This is a genomic window from Emticicia agri (assembly GCF_004168285.1).
Taxonomy (GTDB): Bacteria; Bacteroidota; Bacteroidia; order Cytophagales; family Spirosomataceae; genus Emticicia; species Emticicia agri.
The window spans coordinates 83,813-99,123 of the sequence record NZ_SEWF01000015.1; the positions used below are offsets into that span (position 1 = coordinate 83,813).

Here is a 15,311-nt window from a genome sequence, read left to right on the forward strand (position 1 = left end):
CCTTTTTTGCGTACCAGATATGCCTGCCAATATAGCTATACTGACCAAATATTTTCCGAAACTCACCGAAAAACAGCGTGGGCAATTTGAACAATTGCAGGAACTATACAGTTTTTGGAATAACCAGATTAATGTAATTTCAAGACAGGATATTGAGAATCTGTACGAAAAACACGTTTTACATTCGTTAGGTATCGCCAAAGTGCTTGATTTTAAGCATGGCACAGAAATTTTAGATGTAGGTACAGGCGGAGGTTTTCCGGGTATTCCGTTAGCTATTCTGTTTCCTGAGTGTCAGTTTCATTTAGTTGACTCGATAGGCAAGAAAATAAAGGTAGTAACCGAAGTAGCGCAGGCGGTAGGCTTGAAGAACCTGACTGCTCAACACGAAAGGGCAGAGAATGTGGCAAGCGATTTTGATTTTATTATAAGCCGGGCCGTAACAAGGCTTAAACCCTTTTATGGCTGGGTACAACACAAAGTTACCCGAAACCAGTTTAACGATTTAAAGAATGGTATTCTGTACCTGAAAGGAGGCGATTTAACCGAAGAATTGGAGGAATTTGGTAAAAAATACAAACTCTATAACTTATCTGATTACTTTGAGGAAGAGTTTTTTGAAACCAAAAAAGTAGTATATGTGCCGTTTTGAGGCGCATAAGATTTTGACAACCCATAAATAAGCAATACCATGAACGAACGATTTGCAGCCAGTACACTTAAAAATCCACTAATGCCTGATGAAGTTATTTTCAGCGAAAAAGGCGTTACCTTCAAGGCCAGAAAGGTTTTTAGTAGCTCTGAAAATTTTGTTTTTTATAGCGATATAGCGGGTGTAGAAATAGAATCAGGTGTGTTTTTTTCAACAATCCGTATCAAGGCAAGAGCCAGAGAAGAAGAGATTGTGATTGAGAATTTTACCAAAGGCGATGCCCGCAAGGTAAAAGAATTGATACTCGAACGTGCCTTTCGTTAAGCAGGTATGTCAGCTATAGCCGCTATCGATGAGGAGACAGGAGAGGTTGTTGTTGCGGCCAAACTCTGGTTTTATGGCAACTTTGCCACCGCCGAACTGGCTGATAAAATTGTAGAGGAGATACAGAGCCAATACAACGGGGCACACGGTAAAATACAACTAAGAAAAGCTGACAGAAGTGTAGTAACCTATCCCGTCAGATTTGAAATAGAATCAGCGATTGTAACAGAAGAAGCAGTTTTCGGTCTGGTACAAACCAATACCGATTTCCGTAATAACTTTATCAGAATAGAGCAGAATAATATCCTGAAACGCTCTTTTATGGGCAATGAATTAGGAGGGAATATCGGGCACTGGCTGATAAGCGATAATTTAGGAGAATCCACCACTGCTGCACACGAATTTGGTCATTCTTTAGGGCTTGACCACCCCGACGATGTTGATTTAAGAAACAGAGAACTGCCACCACCTATGATGGCTCCGAGAGGAACTTTAGTGAAAGCTAAGTTTCAATGGAACCCGACAGTAAATGCCGGAGAATTTGGTGGAACCATGAAACCCATTTACAGAAAAGTAGGTGCCGAGGAAGTTGAAATGATTTTTACAGGCAAAACTTTTGAAAAAGATGGAACACTCAATCTGGGAATACTTTCTAATTTAGTTTATGATGAGGTGGGGAATCCTTATTATTTTTTGGATTGAGTGGTTAATTGCGAATTAGCGAATGGTGAATTAGCGAATACTTGGAAATAATTAACCTTTATGCCACGAAATAGGTATATTAATGTGAGTTCGATACAATTTAGTCCCTATGGGGCTGTAAATGCCTTGTAATGAGTGGTTTATTCACCGAACTCACATCATATTAAGAAAAGCTATGGTTTATAATTACTTGCTACCTAATAATTCAGCATTAAATTATTCACTAATTCGCTATTCACAATTCACGATTAAAATAATCACTCCATATGAATCTTGGCGTTAAAAATACTTTAAGAGTGCTTCGGGGTACAAGTGTGGGGATGTATCTGGGCGATACCCACGGCAATGATGTATTGTTGCCTAAAAAATATATACCCGATGATTTGATCGTTGGCGACGACATAGAGGTATTTATCTATAAAGACTCCGAAGACCGGATTATTGCTACTACGCTCGAACCCAAGGTTCAGTTAAATCAGTTTGCGTATTTACAGGTAATGGCTGTTACGGGCATTGGTGCTTTTTTAGACTGGGGACTTGAAAAAGACCTCTTTGTGCCGTTTAAAGAACAGAATAAAAAACTAAACACAGGCGACTGGTGCGCAGTGTATGTGTATCTTGACGAAGAAACCGACCGCCTGGTAGGGTCTTGCAAAGTGAATAAGTTTTTTGAAAAAGAAAAAATCGATTTAAGCGAAGGTGAGGAGGTAGATTTATTGGTTTTTGAAGAAACAAACTTAGGGCTTAATGTAGTTATCAATAATACGTATAAAGGGCTGATTTACGAAAATGAGATTTTTCAGCGTGTAAAGTTAGGGAGTCGCACTAAAGGATATATCAAGCTGATCAGAGAAGATAACCGCATTGATGTGAGCCTGCAAAAGCAGGGATATGCCAATATAGAACCCAATGCAGAGAAAATCCTGGAAAAACTCAAAGCCAACAATGGTTTTTTAGACATTACCGATAAAAGCGATGCCAATTATGTAATGTATCAGTTGGAAATGAGTAAAAAGACCTTTAAAAAGGCTATTGGAGGTTTGTACAAGCAACGTTTAATCAGAATAGAAGACGACGGAATTTATTTAGTCTGACAACAAGAAAGAAAAGGCAACAAAAAAAGAAAATATGAAACAGATTATTTTTACTGAAAAAGCCCCCGCAGCTATTGGTCCGTATAGTCAGGCTGTACTGGCAGGCAATACTTTATACGTATCAGGGCAGATAGCTTTAGAGCTGGCTACCTCCGGCGATATAAAGGCAGAGGCTAAAAAGATTATGGAAAACATCGGGCATATTTTAGCCGCCGCCGGAATGGATTATACAAACATTGTGAAATCAAGTATATTCCTGAAAAGTATGGACGACTTTGTGGCCATCAACGAAGTATATGGGGCTTATTTCCCATCAGACCCGCCTGCGAGAGAAACCGTTCAGGTAGCCCGTCTGCCAAAAGATGTCAATGTTGAAATTTCTGTCATTGCGGTTAATTAAAATTTAATGTTGGAAGCGTTTTTTTTAATGTCAAATGCTTGAACTTGATTATCAGGTACTTGTCATAAAGAAATATTCTTCCAAATAAATAAATCCTTACCGTAAAATAATTTTCATTGTTAAGAATACATCTTTAATAAAGAAAATCTTATATATTTACAAAAAAAGAAATTCCTCCCATTTGTAACTAAAACTAAAATAGTTTAGCTATGAGAAAAAATTATTTTCTATCTCTATTATTGTTGATGATTGCTTTTTGGAATGTTGAGGCGAAAGAGAGAGAAATCTCAAAAGAATCCGCGCCTACTTCCATCACAATGGCTCCTGTATTACCAAAACCAACCGAACTTGCCGGAAATTCAGTTTCCGGAGTAGGTACTCAGATTAACCTCGTTTGGCGCGATAATACTTCTGGTGGCTCACAAGAAACTTCTTTCCAGATTGCTATTTCAAGCAACAATGGTACAAGTTATAGCTTCAATTCTGCCCCTCAGTCATTAGGTTCATTTGCTACCGGAATCCTACCCGGTTTATCACCTGGTATGACCTACAAAATTGCAGTAAGAGCCGTGAAAGCCGGTGCTGGTCCAACTGTGTTTTCAGGCTGTACTGTAACTATTCCTGGTACAGTTAATGCTCCTGCTGACCAGTATTCTTGCTGGAGCGATATTATTACTGTATCAACCAATCCTTCTATCCCAAATGCTCCTTCAAATGTGCTGGTTCTTGATCATGAAACAACACAGACTGAAGCAAAATTGTATTTTAATGATAACTCAACCAACGAGCAAGGATTCTACATTTCGCGTTCTACCAATGGTGGCCCTTACGTAGGTATAGCAACACTTCCGGCTTATGCAGGTACAGGTCAGCGTGTATATGTTGATAAAACTTTGCCGGATGCTGCCTATCATACCTATCAGATAGCGGCTTATAACGTAAGTGGTCTTTCAACTGTGGTAACCTCAAGACAATTTGAAACATTGCCTTACCCTCCACAGGCGCCGTCAGAGTTAATTTTTGTATGGTCAAACCTGAATACAATTCGTTTAGAATGGACATTTAACGGTTCTAACCAAACGGCTACTATTATTCAACGTTCATCTGATGGAGCTAACTTCTATGACCTGAACGATAGCTATTTTCCGTTTATTAACTGGTATGAAGATGCAGGATTAGGCGAAGGACAAACGTTTTATTACAGAATTCTGACAGTAAACAAAGGAGGTCGCAGTGGTCCGTCAAATATAGTGATGGCTTCTACCAAGAAGAGAGTACCACCACCACCACCATACGATTTGGCAGCAAAAACATTATCGCCATATAGAATTGACCTGAACTGGTCGTATCATTTAGCCGGTGAGTATGATATCCCATTATCTACCGAAGTTTATCGTTCAGACGTAAGTGCAACTGACGGATTCAAACAAATTGCCATTCTTGCTCCTGAGCAATTTACTTACAGCGATACAACAGCCAAGCCTAAAACCAGATACTGGTACAAAGTATTATCAGCTAATACTTTCGGTCAATCACCGTATTCAAATGTAGCTACTGAAATTACTTTAGGGCCTCCGTCTATGCCTACTGACCTGCAAGCTATTTCAACAAAAGACAGCCTTGGCAATGATATTTTAATGGTACGCTGGACCGATGCTTCTAATGATGAAGATTACTTTGTATTAGAGAGAGCAACCGATGTAAACTTTACACAGAATTTATTAACGGCCAATCTGATGAAAAACTATACATCAGCTACAAGTATTCCGTTTGATGAAGGTGCTACTTATTATTTCCGTATCAGAGCAGTAAACGAGCACGGTTCTTCTGAGTTTACAGACTGGACAAGTATTACGTCGTTCTACACAGCTATTCCGAACAAACCTTATGCTTTGAAAGCAACTGCCGCTGCCCGTTCTGTAACTTTGAAATGGGGCGATGATTCAAACAAAGAAGAAGGATTTGAAATTGAACGTTCGACAGACGGAACCAACTGGGGTAGAGTAACCACTACTGCTATGAACGTAACATCTTATGTTGATAACACCGTAGCGGCTAATACTAAATACTGGTACCAGGTAAGAGCTGTCAATCCAAAAGGTGCTTCTGCCTATACAGATACCGTATCTGTTATGACGCCTGCAGCTACCAGCGGATTGGTAAAAGGTACTATCAGCAACGAATCTTGGCAGGTATATCCAAACCCGACTGCTGATGCCGTACAGGTTACTTTACCTGAAAGCATGCAGAATCAGGTGGGTGTAGTAACTATTGTTGATAAATCTAACAGAGAAGTAATGAAATCTAAATTGAACTCGAATCAGAAAGAATATCGTTTCGATTTAAGTAATTTCTCAGAAGGTACTTATATCATCAATATCACTACAGGTTCGCAACATATCTCAAGAAGAGTATATAAGTTTTAATTAGCACCTCAAGATTGTTATAAAATAAAGAAGCGTCTCAAAGAGACGCTTCTTTTATTATAACAACTTTTGCTAAAATTAAAATACTTATCAAATAGCCTTTGAAAAAGTATTTTGTATTACATTGCCTGTCGGGCGAATGTACTTGTCGAAAACAATACACACATTTCTGATAAATGCTCTTCCCTCTGCTGTAACGCTTACCTTATTATCTTTCAATACAATGATACCATCTTCCTGCAAGGCCAATAACTGTCTTACCTGCTCCTGATTGAGGTCGTTCGATGAGAAGTCGGTCTCGAATCTACACATCAGGTTCTGAATGTAGCTTCTCCATAGCATATCCTGCGCTGACTGAATATGCCCGCGCAACAACGGAAAGATGTTGTTTTTGGTCAAATGTATGTATTCGTCTAAACTTTTGGTATTCTGTGATAAAGCCGTCCAGGAATCGCTGATGGCAGATACGCCCAGCCCAAGCATACATTTAGATTGGGTAGTGGTATAGCCCATAAAATTGCGGTTGAGCGAACCATTTTTGCTTGCCTTAAACAATGCGTCAGTAGGGCGTGCGAAATGGTCCATGCCTATTTCGGTATAGTTATTTTCTTCAAAAATCATTCGGCCTAACTCATACAATTCTCTTTTGGCTGTGGCACTCGGTAAGTTGTTTTCGTCAAATCCCCGTTGGCCGTTTCCTTTCAGCCACGGTACATGGGCATACGAGTACAAAGACAATCGGTCAGGGGCAAGCTCTATGGTTTTTCTGATGGTTTTTTCAAACTGCTCGATATTCTGAAAAGGTAATCCATAAACCAGGTCATGGCTGATTGAAGTATAGCCAATTTGGCGGGCTAACTCGGTAACTTTTTTTACGTTTTCAAAAGGTTGAAGACGGTTGATAGCTACCTGTACCTGATGGTCATAATCCTGCACGCCAAAACTTACCCTGCGAAATCCGAGGTTATACAATGTTCTCAGATGTGTTTCGGTAGTATTGTTGGGGTGTCCTTCAAAACTGAACTCATGCGTGGGGCTTACTTTTGAGCCGGATAAAATGCCTTCAATTAATTCTTTCAGGTTTTCGGGAGAGAAAAAACTGGGTGTTCCGCCACCTAAATGTATTTCTTCAATGACCGGAGCCTCTCTTAACAAACTGCGGTAGAGATGCCATTCTTTCAGCACTGCTTCAATATAAGGAACTTCAAACTGATGGTTGACAGTAATGCGTTTATGACAGGCACAGAAAGTACATAGACTTTCGCAAAAGGGGAGATGTATATAAAGACTTAGTTTTTTTTGATTCTTGTAGGTCTGAATAAACCTTTCTTTCCATTGCCCCTCTGTAAAGCTATCGTTATTCCAGAAAGGAACAGTAGGATAACTGGTGTATCTTGGCGCAGAAGTATTATACTTGTCAATAAGTGCTGATTGTGTCATCTCCTCTTTTTTTATTCAAAAGTAGTATTGAGCTAAAAAAAGAAATATGATGACGGTCATATTTGCTAATTTCTTAGCTTTTTTAACTTGTCTATATTCAGAATAGTGATTCTGCCCGACTCAATTTCTACTAATTTTTCTTCTTTAAAATCAGATAAGGTACGAATAGCCGTTTCGAGCGAAGTCCCTGCGGCACTGGCCAGGTCTTCCCGGCTTATTTTCATGGAAGTATGGTTTTGCTGATGGAAACGTAGTAAGGCTTCTGACACCCTTTTTCTGACTGAATTATAGGCTAATTTCAACAGGCTTTCTTCGTTATCCTTGATGTTTTTAGAAAGTAACTGAATAAACTTCTGCGCCACTTGCGGATTCTGATGCAGTAGGTTGTTGAAATCTTTTTTAGGAATCAGACAGATTTCGGCATCTTCGAGGGTTTCGGTAGTATCAGTAAAATTGGTTTCCTGTATCAGGTCAACATAGCCTACAAAATCTCCCTGATTGTACAGATTCACAATAAATTCTTTGCCATCATCATTGGTTTTAAAAGCTTTTATTTTCCCTTTTAATACATAGTAGAGATATAAAGGAAAATCGCCCTCACGGTAAATCTCGGCCTTTTTCTTAAAATACCTTATTTCTCTGTTTTCAGTCAGTTTCTTTAGTTCCTGCTCGCCATTGGCATCGGCAATCAGTTGGTCAAGTCCGGTTATGTCCTGTGCATATTGTTTTTTCGAGACTTCTTTTTTACGTAAGCGGCTTTCAATGGCACTCAGTAACTCTACATCGTCAAAAGGCTTGGTAATATAATCATCGGCACCCATATCCATCCCTTTTCTGAAATCTGTACGTTCGGCTTTGGCAGTAAGGAAAATGAATGGGATAGAAGCGGTTTTTTCCTGTTTTGAGAGCAGATGTAGCACCCCGTAGCCATCTAAAACAGGCATCATAATGTCGCAGATAATCAGGTCGGGCAGTTCTCTGATAGCTACATCAACACCCACTTTTCCGTTTTCAGCGGTGATAACTTCGTAGCCATCTAATTCTAAAATTTCAGAAGTATTTTCTCTGATTTCAACGTTATCTTCAATTAAGAGAATTTTTTTCATGGTATGGTTGTGCTTATAAATATCTTGGCAGGGTAATGATAAATTCGGTACCCTGTTTTTCTTCACTGGTAAATTCAATTTTCCCTTTCAGTAATAAAACATACTGGTTGACAATACTTAACCCCAGACCCGTTCCTTGTATTTCTCCGGCATTGCTCATGCGGTAGAATCGTTCAAAAACGTGCCTTTTTTCGGCTTCGGGTATGCCTATGCCTTCATCTTTTATTTTAATAATCAACAGCTTGTCTGACAACTGGCTTTTTATGACAATACTTGAATTTTCGGGCGAGAATTTAATGGCATTGGAAATAAGATTAATAACGATATTCTTGACCAATTTCGAGTCGAGCCTTACAGCATGTGAGTCCTGCGTAGTTTCGCATATATACTCAATTTTCTGTCCTTTTTTGGCAATTCCCTGCATTTGCTGAGATATTTCGTCTAATAAATCATTCACAACAAATGTTTCGGGCGTTACTACTACTTTTCCTTCTTCGAGCTTATTGAGCGATAGAAAATCGTTGAGTATCTCTGTCAGGTTACGAACCGACGATTTAATGCGGTTGATGTGTTTATCCCGTTTTTCGTTTTCGGCTAAGTCGCCATATTTTTCTACCAACGACAAAGAAGAAAGAACAGTAGCTAAAGGTGTGCGGAATTCGTGTGAAGCAATGCTGATGAACCTTGATTTCATCAGATTTACCTCCTGTTCACGTTTCAGCGCCCTGTCTAATTCGTCTTTGGTCTTTTCAAGTTTCTGAATCGCTTCTTTCAATACCAGTGTGCGCTCTTCAACTTCTATCTCCAGTTCATTTTTATAACTTACCAGTCGGTCTTCTGATTTTTTGCGTACCGTAATATCAATCACAAAAGCAATGACATACGCCCCTTTGCTATTGCGGTATGGGCTCAGGCTGATTTCTACCGGAAACTCTGAACCATCTTTGCGTTTGGCGTATAAATCCATGCCTCCGCCCATCGACCTTGCATGTGGGTGTTCATTGAAACCTTTCCGATGTTCCACATGCACCTTTCGGAAACGTGCAGGCACGAGGTCTTCTATCATCAGATCTTCTAATTCTTCCGGTTCATACCCAAACATAGCTGCACCACTCGGGTTGACCCGGATAATTTTTCCTTGTGTATCTGCAATGAGAATTCCTTCAGTGGCAAAGAGGAAAAGTGCCTCTGATTGATGTAATATATCCATTTCCTCTATAGTGGACAGTGCCCCTGTTTTCTTTTTCATCAGCAAAGGAGAGAAGTTTTAGGAGTTAAAAATATGACAAAAATCAGTTTTCCCGGTTAAGGTTAGCAAAATTAATTGAATTATCATATTCTCTTATGATAATACTCATATTCATTGCCTGACAAAATGCTGAATTTTGTTGCATAGAAAACTACTCAGATGAAAACCGTTTTATTAGCAACAGATTTTTCAAAAGCCGCCAACAAGGCTGCCCACATAGCTGCCCAGATTGCCATCAAGCAAAATGCCCGGTTGCTCTTGTTTCATTCATACCGGTTCATGAATACCTACGACGGTAACTATGGGTATCCGATTGATGAAGCAGAAAAGATAAGTGCAAGAAAACTAAACTATTTAAAAAGACGCATTTCAGGCAGACTTGAACAACCGCTTGAGATTATACAATGCAACAGGCATGGATTTGTGATGGATACAGTGAAAGAAGTAATAGACGAATTCGGGGTTGATTTGATTGTGATGAGTAGCGTGGGGGATACTCCATTGGGTGCGAATTATTTTGGGAGCATTGCTACCGACATGATAGACAATCTGAAAATACCGATGCTGATACTGCCGCCTAAATACAGACTAAGCTATATTGAAAATACCGTGATGGCTATTGATTTGAAAAAGCCGCTTGAGGTTGAAATGCTGGATACGGCAGCTTATTTTCTGAGAGACCTGAATGCGATGGTTGATGTAGTATATATAGCCAGAACGACTGAAGAAGCAAATACTAAAGAGGTAAAAGAGGCAGGTTTAAGGGTAAGAGATTTGCTTAAAAATGTTCCTCATACTTTTCAGATACTGGTAGGAACCAATCAGGTTGCTGAAATAAATGGTTTTGTAAAGAAGCGTAAAGCACAATTGCTGATTACATTTCCGAAACATCATACTTTTTTTGAGAGGGTGTTTTTGCAGGCGAATACCCGACGGTTGGTGTTTGATGCAGAAGTGCCAGTATTAGCTATTCAATAAATTAAAAAACTACGATTGCGTATGAAAATTATTGTTGATAAAGATATGATTGTCAATCAGTTGGCAAGAATCTTTAATGAGCATTATCCATATCTTAGAATTGAGATTTATCATAACGGGAACGAGATAAGTACGGATTGTTTTCATACGCTGGAAGAGATTTCGAGTATGAAAAAACCTTCTGAATTTACCATTATTCCTACCATGACTATTGACCAGATTGAAGCCTTTTTCTGGGAAGAATTAGGGTTGCAGGTGGCAGTTTTCAGAAAAGTGGGTAATTCGTGGATACATACCTCATTTACCAACGACTGGACACTTGAACGGCAGAACCGCACAGGCAGGAATATTTTTGGGGCTATTGCGTGAGTGTTAAGGCGTTCATAGGGAGTTCAGTATTCCCATATATTAGCTTACCCTCTTACTGATTAATAAAAATCCGGGAGTGATTCCGGATTTAATGGTTTTGTTAGGGATGATTTGTGCTTCAGACTTTACAATCTATTTCAAAATATGATAAATATCAGTTTTTCAACTGGGGTTTAGTCATACTTGCGCCATTGATTCAACTCTAATTTTGTGATTCAAATAACACACGTTCTGAATGGCAATTCTGATTTTTTTTCTGGCTCACTGGTATTTATCCTTATTCTCACAAACATTCTTTTTGCACCGCTATGCCGCTCATCATATGTTTTCGATGTCAAAAGACTGGGAAAAGTTTTTTTACATACTTACTTATATCACGCAGGGTTCTTCTTTTTTAAGTCCTAAAGCCTACGGCATTATGCACCGTTTGCACCATGCCTATGCTGATACCGAAAAAGACTCTCATTCACCAAGTTATTCTGATAACCTGTTTCAGATGATGTGGAAAACCAAAGCATATTACAACGATATTCTGAACGATAAAGCTGATATAGAACCTAAATTCAAGAAAAATGTACCCAACTGGATGTTTATTGAACGCCTGGGCGATGCGTGGGTTTCGAGAATTGGCTGGGGAGTGCTTTACACCCTGTTTTATATCTATTTTGCTACCAATCCTTGGGTATATCTGCTATTGCCCATTCATTACCTGATGGGCCCAGTGCATGGCGTAATCATCAACTGGTTTGCGCATAAATACGGGTACACCAACTTTAAGGTAAACGACACCGCCAAAAACCTGCTTCCATTCGATTTTCTGATGATGGGAGAATCTTATCACAACAATCACCACAAATTGGGCGGTAGGGCAAATTTCGGCATTAAGTGGCACGAGTTTGACCCTACGTACCCAATTATTTTATTGCTCAATAAACTACACGTGATTAAACTCAAATTGAATAACGATTTGAATTACATGTAATCTGCTAAACCTTACAGTTATGACACTGAATGAAACCAAAATAGCGTGTTACCATTGCGGTGATGATTGTACAGGCAACCCGATTGTGCTGGAAGACAAACACTTCTGTTGTCATGGCTGTAAGACTGTTTACGAGATTCTGCAGGATAACAATCTTTGTTCGTATTACGACCTGAATCAACACGCAGGTGTCAGCCTGAAATCGGCTAATTTTAATGGCAAGTTTGATTACCTGACTGATGAAAAAATACAGGCGCAATTATTAGATTTTCAGAGTAAGACCATTCATAAAGTTACGCTGTTTATTCCGGCTATTCATTGTAGTTCGTGCGTATGGTTGCTCGAAAACTTTCATAAGATTCAGGTAGGCATCTTTACTGCAAGGCTTAATTTTCTGAGAAAAGAATTATCGTTAAGCTACGACCCATCGAAAGTAAACTTGCAAACCATTGTAGAGCTATTAGCTACGCTGGGTTATGAGCCATTAATCAATCTGCAAAGTGCCGAGCATGCGCCTAAGCAGAATAAAGTGCAAAGACGCCTGATTTTGCAGATTGGGGTAGTAGGGTTTTGTATGGGTAATGTAATGCTGCTGAGTTTCCCTGAGTACTTTAAATTAGACCTGAATACGATAACAGACGCTACGTATCAAGGCTTTTTCTTGTATCTCAATTTTTTGCTATCGCTGCCTGTTTTCTTTTTCGGGGCTTCCGATTATCTGAAAGGTGCCATCATATCAATTAAAGAGAATGTACGCAAGAAAACAAATGTACTAAGTGTGGATATTCCGATTGCTTTAGGCATTTCTGCTTTATTTGTCAGGAGTACTTTTGAAACCTTTGTGAATCATTCGGCGGGCTATTGGGATAGTCTGGCAGGATTGGTGTTTTTTTTACTAACCGGAAAATGGGTACAACAGGTTACTTACAATTACCTGTCGTTTGAGCGAAATTATAAATCTTATTTCCCGCTGGCAGTAAAAGTAAACGACGGCTACAAAAATGTATCAGCCTTACAAAAGGGAGATATAATAGCTATTCACCACCAGGAATTAATTCCGGCTGATTCGCTTTTGTTATCAGAGAGAGCCTATATTGATTATAGCTTCGTAACGGGAGAGTCGGAGCCGATTAAGAAAGAAAAAGGAGAATTAATTTATGCAGGTGGCAGACTGATTGGCGAAAAAGTGAATTTAGCTGTGCAGAAAAAAGTCTCACAAAGCTACCTGACTGAATTATGGAACAATGATGCCTTTAAGAAAGAAAAGAAAACCCCGGCCATAGACCTTGCCAATGCTTTCAGCAAATATTTTACTTATATCACATTAGCCATTGCGCTGGTAACAGGTATTTACTGGCATTTTGTTGAACCCGCTTTGGTCTGGACAAGCGTAACGGCTGTGCTGATGGTGGCCTGCCCTTGTGCGCTTACCCTTTCGTTGCCTTTTACGATGAATACGACGATGGGATTTTTTGGCAGAAATAAATTTTTTGTGAAAAATCAGAATGTGATTCAGTCAATGACTGAAATAAATGCCATTGTATTTGATAAAACAGGCACACTTACTGAAAACAAAAACGGGTACCTGCATTTTGAAAACGGGAAACTAAGCGAACAGGAAAAACAGCAAATCAGTGCTTTAGCAGCCCAATCAGTGCACCCGTTAAGCAAAATGATTCATCAGTATCTGGTGGGGGTTGGTAAGGCGACTGTCAGTTATTTTAATGAGATAAAAGGCATGGGTATTGAAGGAATAGTAGAGGGCGGCCTTATCAGGCTTGGGAATACTGAATTTATCGGATTGACAAACGGAAGGGTAGAGGCAAGTCAGGTACATGTTGAGATTAACCATGAATACAGAGGCTATTTTACTATAAAATCAGCCTACAGAAAAAACTGGAAAGAGGTATTGAAACAATTACAGGCCAATTTCAGAATGGCTTTGGTTTCAGGAGATAATGCAGAAGAAAAAGAAAACCTGAACCCCTATTTTGACAAGAACCGATTATTGTTTAACCAAAAACCACAGGATAAACTGGATTTTATCAGGAAAGAACAGCAAGCAGGTTATCGGGTATTGATGATAGGTGATGGATTGAACGATGCCGGAGCATTGCGGCAAAGTAATGTAGGCATTGCCCTAAGCGAAGACGTACAGGCATTTTCTCCGGCTTGTGATGCCATCTTAGATGCCTCAAACTTTGCCCGGTTGACTGATTTTCTACAATTCAGTAAAACGGCATTGGGCATCGTAAAAGCCAGTTTCTTGCTATCGTTAGTATATAATTTCATAGGCATTGGGTGGGCTGTATCCGGGCAGTTATCTCCGGTAATGGCCGCTATTTTTATGCCTTTAAGTTCGTTGTCAGTCGTGTTATTTGCAGTAGGTATGACCTACCTTTTTGCCAGACTCAAAAAATTGATATAGCTATGGCAGTCATTATATTTTTGGTAATAGCCGCATTACTGGTAGCCGGAGGTTTTCTGATGTCTTTTTTCTGGGCTACCAACGATGGACAGTTTGATGATACCTATACACCATCAGTCAGAATTTTGTTTGACGATGAAAAACCTGCTGAAAATCATAAGCCTTTATGAGTTGAGACAGGTTTTAGAAGAGCTGTGTGATTTAGCTTTGTTCATTCAATCAATCTTTTGTATGAAACCGAAATTACACAAGAACCTCTATAACTATGTTCAGAAATCTATCTTGTTTGTACTCGAATCGGGGGCAGTAGCAGGTGTTATTCTGTTAATTATCTTTTTGCTTATTGCCAGAAACTGTGGTGCACAGGTAGATTTTTCAAAAATTCCGGCGAATGAAAAGTTTATCAATAACAGAACCCTGATTACGGTCAGGAATGTAACGCTGGTGCAGCGAGATGAAGAATTAGACTGTACCTGGAAAACGGCTCATGCACAAATAAGTGGCATGTTGGATACGAAAACACAGGATTTTCTGAATGATTGGCTGTCGGGCATGACCTATTTTGGTAACTGTGAAGGAGACAAAGAATGTTACGATTTTCAATTCTATCATTATTACTACAAAGCCACCAGAGTAACACATCTGCAAAACGATTTATTAGGTTTTTATTTGCATGAGGGCAATTGTAAAGATGAAAAGACTTACTGTCTGGAAAATCAGGACTGGGAAATATATGATTTAAGAGAGAAACGATTTTTGCAGGAGGGTGATATTATTCGGCAGGATGAAAAAGCCCTGGCAAACTTCTTTTCCATGATTGAAAAGAAAGTAACCAGACAAAAACTGAATCTGGTGAACGACTGGAAAGCCTATACACGTCAGTTTGGTTTAACTAACAATCATCTGATAGTATATCTGAACAACGATATACTCAACAGTAGTAAAGGTATGGTATTAAGATTTAGCATAGATGAAGTAGAAAACCTGCTTGCCCCTTGTTTTGCTAACAGACTAAAGAACAGGAAATGTGAAGCGTTTCCTGTTATAGGGCATCATTGAAAAAATAGCGTTTCTCAGGTACAATTTTTAGGTTCGTAAAATGAAAAAAGACGGGTATTACCTGTCTTTTTTTTTCTGATATATATCATATCTACAGGTATT

15 protein-coding genes are annotated in these 15,311 nt (G+C 39.2%); 12 read left to right on the forward strand and 3 right to left on the reverse strand.

Annotated features, from left to right (window positions below):
- The first annotated feature begins 19 nt into the window (after positions 1 to 19).
- From rsmG to EWM59_RS12120, 6 genes are all read left to right on the forward strand, one after another.
- Positions 20 to 652 carry a 16S rRNA (guanine(527)-N(7))-methyltransferase RsmG gene (gene rsmG / locus EWM59_RS12095; protein ID WP_130021238.1) on the forward strand — a complete coding sequence of 211 codons (633 nt, stop codon included), beginning with the start codon at positions 20 to 22 and terminating at the stop codon, positions 650 to 652.
- Positions 653 to 691: 39 nt separating this feature from the next.
- Positions 692 to 976 (forward strand): PH domain-containing protein, encoded by a 285-nt coding sequence (locus tag EWM59_RS12100; RefSeq protein WP_130021239.1) that lies wholly within the window; start codon positions 692 to 694, stop codon positions 974 to 976.
- 6 nt (positions 977 to 982) lie between these two features.
- A complete protein-coding gene (locus tag EWM59_RS12105; protein WP_130021240.1) occupies positions 983 to 1,678 on the forward strand; it encodes a M10 family metallopeptidase domain-containing protein in 696 nt (231 codons plus the stop codon).
- Between the two features lie 266 nt (positions 1,679 to 1,944).
- Positions 1,945 to 2,772, forward strand: a complete 828-nt coding sequence (locus tag EWM59_RS12110) for a CvfB family protein (RefSeq protein ID WP_130021241.1) — start codon at positions 1,945 to 1,947, stop codon at positions 2,770 to 2,772.
- A 34-nt stretch (positions 2,773 to 2,806) separates the two neighbouring features.
- Positions 2,807 to 3,172, forward strand: a complete 366-nt coding sequence (locus EWM59_RS12115; RefSeq protein WP_130021242.1) for a Rid family detoxifying hydrolase — start codon at positions 2,807 to 2,809, stop codon at positions 3,170 to 3,172.
- Positions 3,173 to 3,381: 209 nt separating this feature from the next.
- Entirely contained in the window at positions 3,382 to 5,598 is a 2,217-nt protein-coding gene (locus EWM59_RS12120; protein WP_130021243.1) for a T9SS type A sorting domain-containing protein, read from the forward strand.
- A gap of 90 nt (positions 5,599 to 5,688) precedes the next feature.
- Here EWM59_RS12120 and hemN read toward each other — a convergent pair whose 3' ends face one another.
- The 3 genes from hemN to EWM59_RS12135 form a co-directional block, all read right to left on the reverse strand.
- On the reverse strand, positions 5,689 to 7,038 hold the full coding sequence (hemN, locus tag EWM59_RS12125; RefSeq protein ID WP_130021244.1) for an oxygen-independent coproporphyrinogen III oxidase: 1,350 nt from the start codon (positions 7,036 to 7,038) through the stop codon (positions 5,689 to 5,691).
- Positions 7,039 to 7,103: 65 nt separating this feature from the next.
- Positions 7,104 to 8,144: a response regulator gene (locus EWM59_RS12130; protein WP_130021245.1), complete on the reverse strand. Its 1,041-nt coding sequence runs from the start codon at positions 8,142 to 8,144 to the stop codon at positions 7,104 to 7,106.
- 13 nt (positions 8,145 to 8,157) lie between these two features.
- A complete protein-coding gene (locus tag EWM59_RS12135) occupies positions 8,158 to 9,393 on the reverse strand; it encodes a PAS domain-containing sensor histidine kinase (protein ID WP_130021246.1) in 1,236 nt (411 codons plus the stop codon).
- 159 nt (positions 9,394 to 9,552) lie between these two features.
- Here EWM59_RS12135 and EWM59_RS12140 point away from each other — a divergent pair, with 159 nt between their 5' ends.
- From EWM59_RS12140 to EWM59_RS12165, 6 genes are all read left to right on the forward strand, one after another.
- A complete protein-coding gene (locus tag EWM59_RS12140; RefSeq protein WP_130021247.1) occupies positions 9,553 to 10,371 on the forward strand; it encodes a universal stress protein in 819 nt (272 codons plus the stop codon).
- 21 nt (positions 10,372 to 10,392) lie between these two features.
- Entirely contained in the window at positions 10,393 to 10,740 is a 348-nt protein-coding gene (locus tag EWM59_RS12145; protein WP_130021248.1) for a hypothetical protein, read from the forward strand.
- A gap of 235 nt (positions 10,741 to 10,975) precedes the next feature.
- The gene (locus EWM59_RS12150) at positions 10,976 to 11,722 is read left to right on the forward strand and encodes an acyl-CoA desaturase (protein ID WP_130021249.1); all 747 of its coding nucleotides are present in this window, start codon (positions 10,976 to 10,978) and stop codon (positions 11,720 to 11,722) included.
- Between the two features lie 19 nt (positions 11,723 to 11,741).
- Positions 11,742 to 14,150 carry a heavy metal translocating P-type ATPase gene (locus tag EWM59_RS12155; protein WP_130021250.1) on the forward strand — a complete coding sequence of 803 codons (2,409 nt, stop codon included), beginning with the start codon at positions 11,742 to 11,744 and terminating at the stop codon, positions 14,148 to 14,150.
- 2 nt (positions 14,151 to 14,152) lie between these two features.
- Entirely contained in the window at positions 14,153 to 14,320 is a 168-nt protein-coding gene (ccoS, locus tag EWM59_RS12160) for a cbb3-type cytochrome oxidase assembly protein CcoS (RefSeq protein WP_130021251.1), read from the forward strand.
- Between the two features lie 61 nt (positions 14,321 to 14,381).
- Positions 14,382 to 15,209, forward strand: a complete 828-nt coding sequence (locus tag EWM59_RS12165; protein WP_130021252.1) for a hypothetical protein — start codon at positions 14,382 to 14,384, stop codon at positions 15,207 to 15,209.
- The last annotated feature ends 102 nt before the right edge of the window (positions 15,210 to 15,311 follow it).

Coding starts and splice junctions, on each gene's coding strand:
- rsmG (WP_130021238.1), top strand. CDS start 20: ATGCCTGCCAATATAGCTATACTGACCAAATATTTTCCGAAACTCACC.
- EWM59_RS12100 (WP_130021239.1), top strand. CDS start 692: ATGAACGAACGATTTGCAGCCAGTACACTTAAAAATCCACTAATGCCT.
- EWM59_RS12105 (WP_130021240.1), top strand. CDS start 983: ATGTCAGCTATAGCCGCTATCGATGAGGAGACAGGAGAGGTTGTTGTT.
- EWM59_RS12110 (WP_130021241.1), top strand. CDS start 1,945: ATGAATCTTGGCGTTAAAAATACTTTAAGAGTGCTTCGGGGTACAAGT.
- EWM59_RS12115 (WP_130021242.1), top strand. CDS start 2,807: ATGAAACAGATTATTTTTACTGAAAAAGCCCCCGCAGCTATTGGTCCG.
- EWM59_RS12120 (WP_130021243.1), top strand. CDS start 3,382: ATGAGAAAAAATTATTTTCTATCTCTATTATTGTTGATGATTGCTTTT.
- hemN (WP_130021244.1), bottom strand. CDS start 7,038: ATGACACAATCAGCACTTATTGACAAGTATAATACTTCTGCGCCAAGA.
- EWM59_RS12130 (WP_130021245.1), bottom strand. CDS start 8,144: ATGAAAAAAATTCTCTTAATTGAAGATAACGTTGAAATCAGAGAAAAT.
- EWM59_RS12135 (WP_130021246.1), bottom strand. CDS start 9,393: ATGAAAAAGAAAACAGGGGCACTGTCCACTATAGAGGAAATGGATATA.
- EWM59_RS12140 (WP_130021247.1), top strand. CDS start 9,553: ATGAAAACCGTTTTATTAGCAACAGATTTTTCAAAAGCCGCCAACAAG.
- EWM59_RS12145 (WP_130021248.1), top strand. CDS start 10,393: ATGAAAATTATTGTTGATAAAGATATGATTGTCAATCAGTTGGCAAGA.
- EWM59_RS12150 (WP_130021249.1), top strand. CDS start 10,976: ATGGCAATTCTGATTTTTTTTCTGGCTCACTGGTATTTATCCTTATTC.
- EWM59_RS12155 (WP_130021250.1), top strand. CDS start 11,742: ATGACACTGAATGAAACCAAAATAGCGTGTTACCATTGCGGTGATGAT.
- ccoS (WP_130021251.1), top strand. CDS start 14,153: ATGGCAGTCATTATATTTTTGGTAATAGCCGCATTACTGGTAGCCGGA.
- EWM59_RS12165 (WP_130021252.1), top strand. CDS start 14,382: ATGAAACCGAAATTACACAAGAACCTCTATAACTATGTTCAGAAATCT.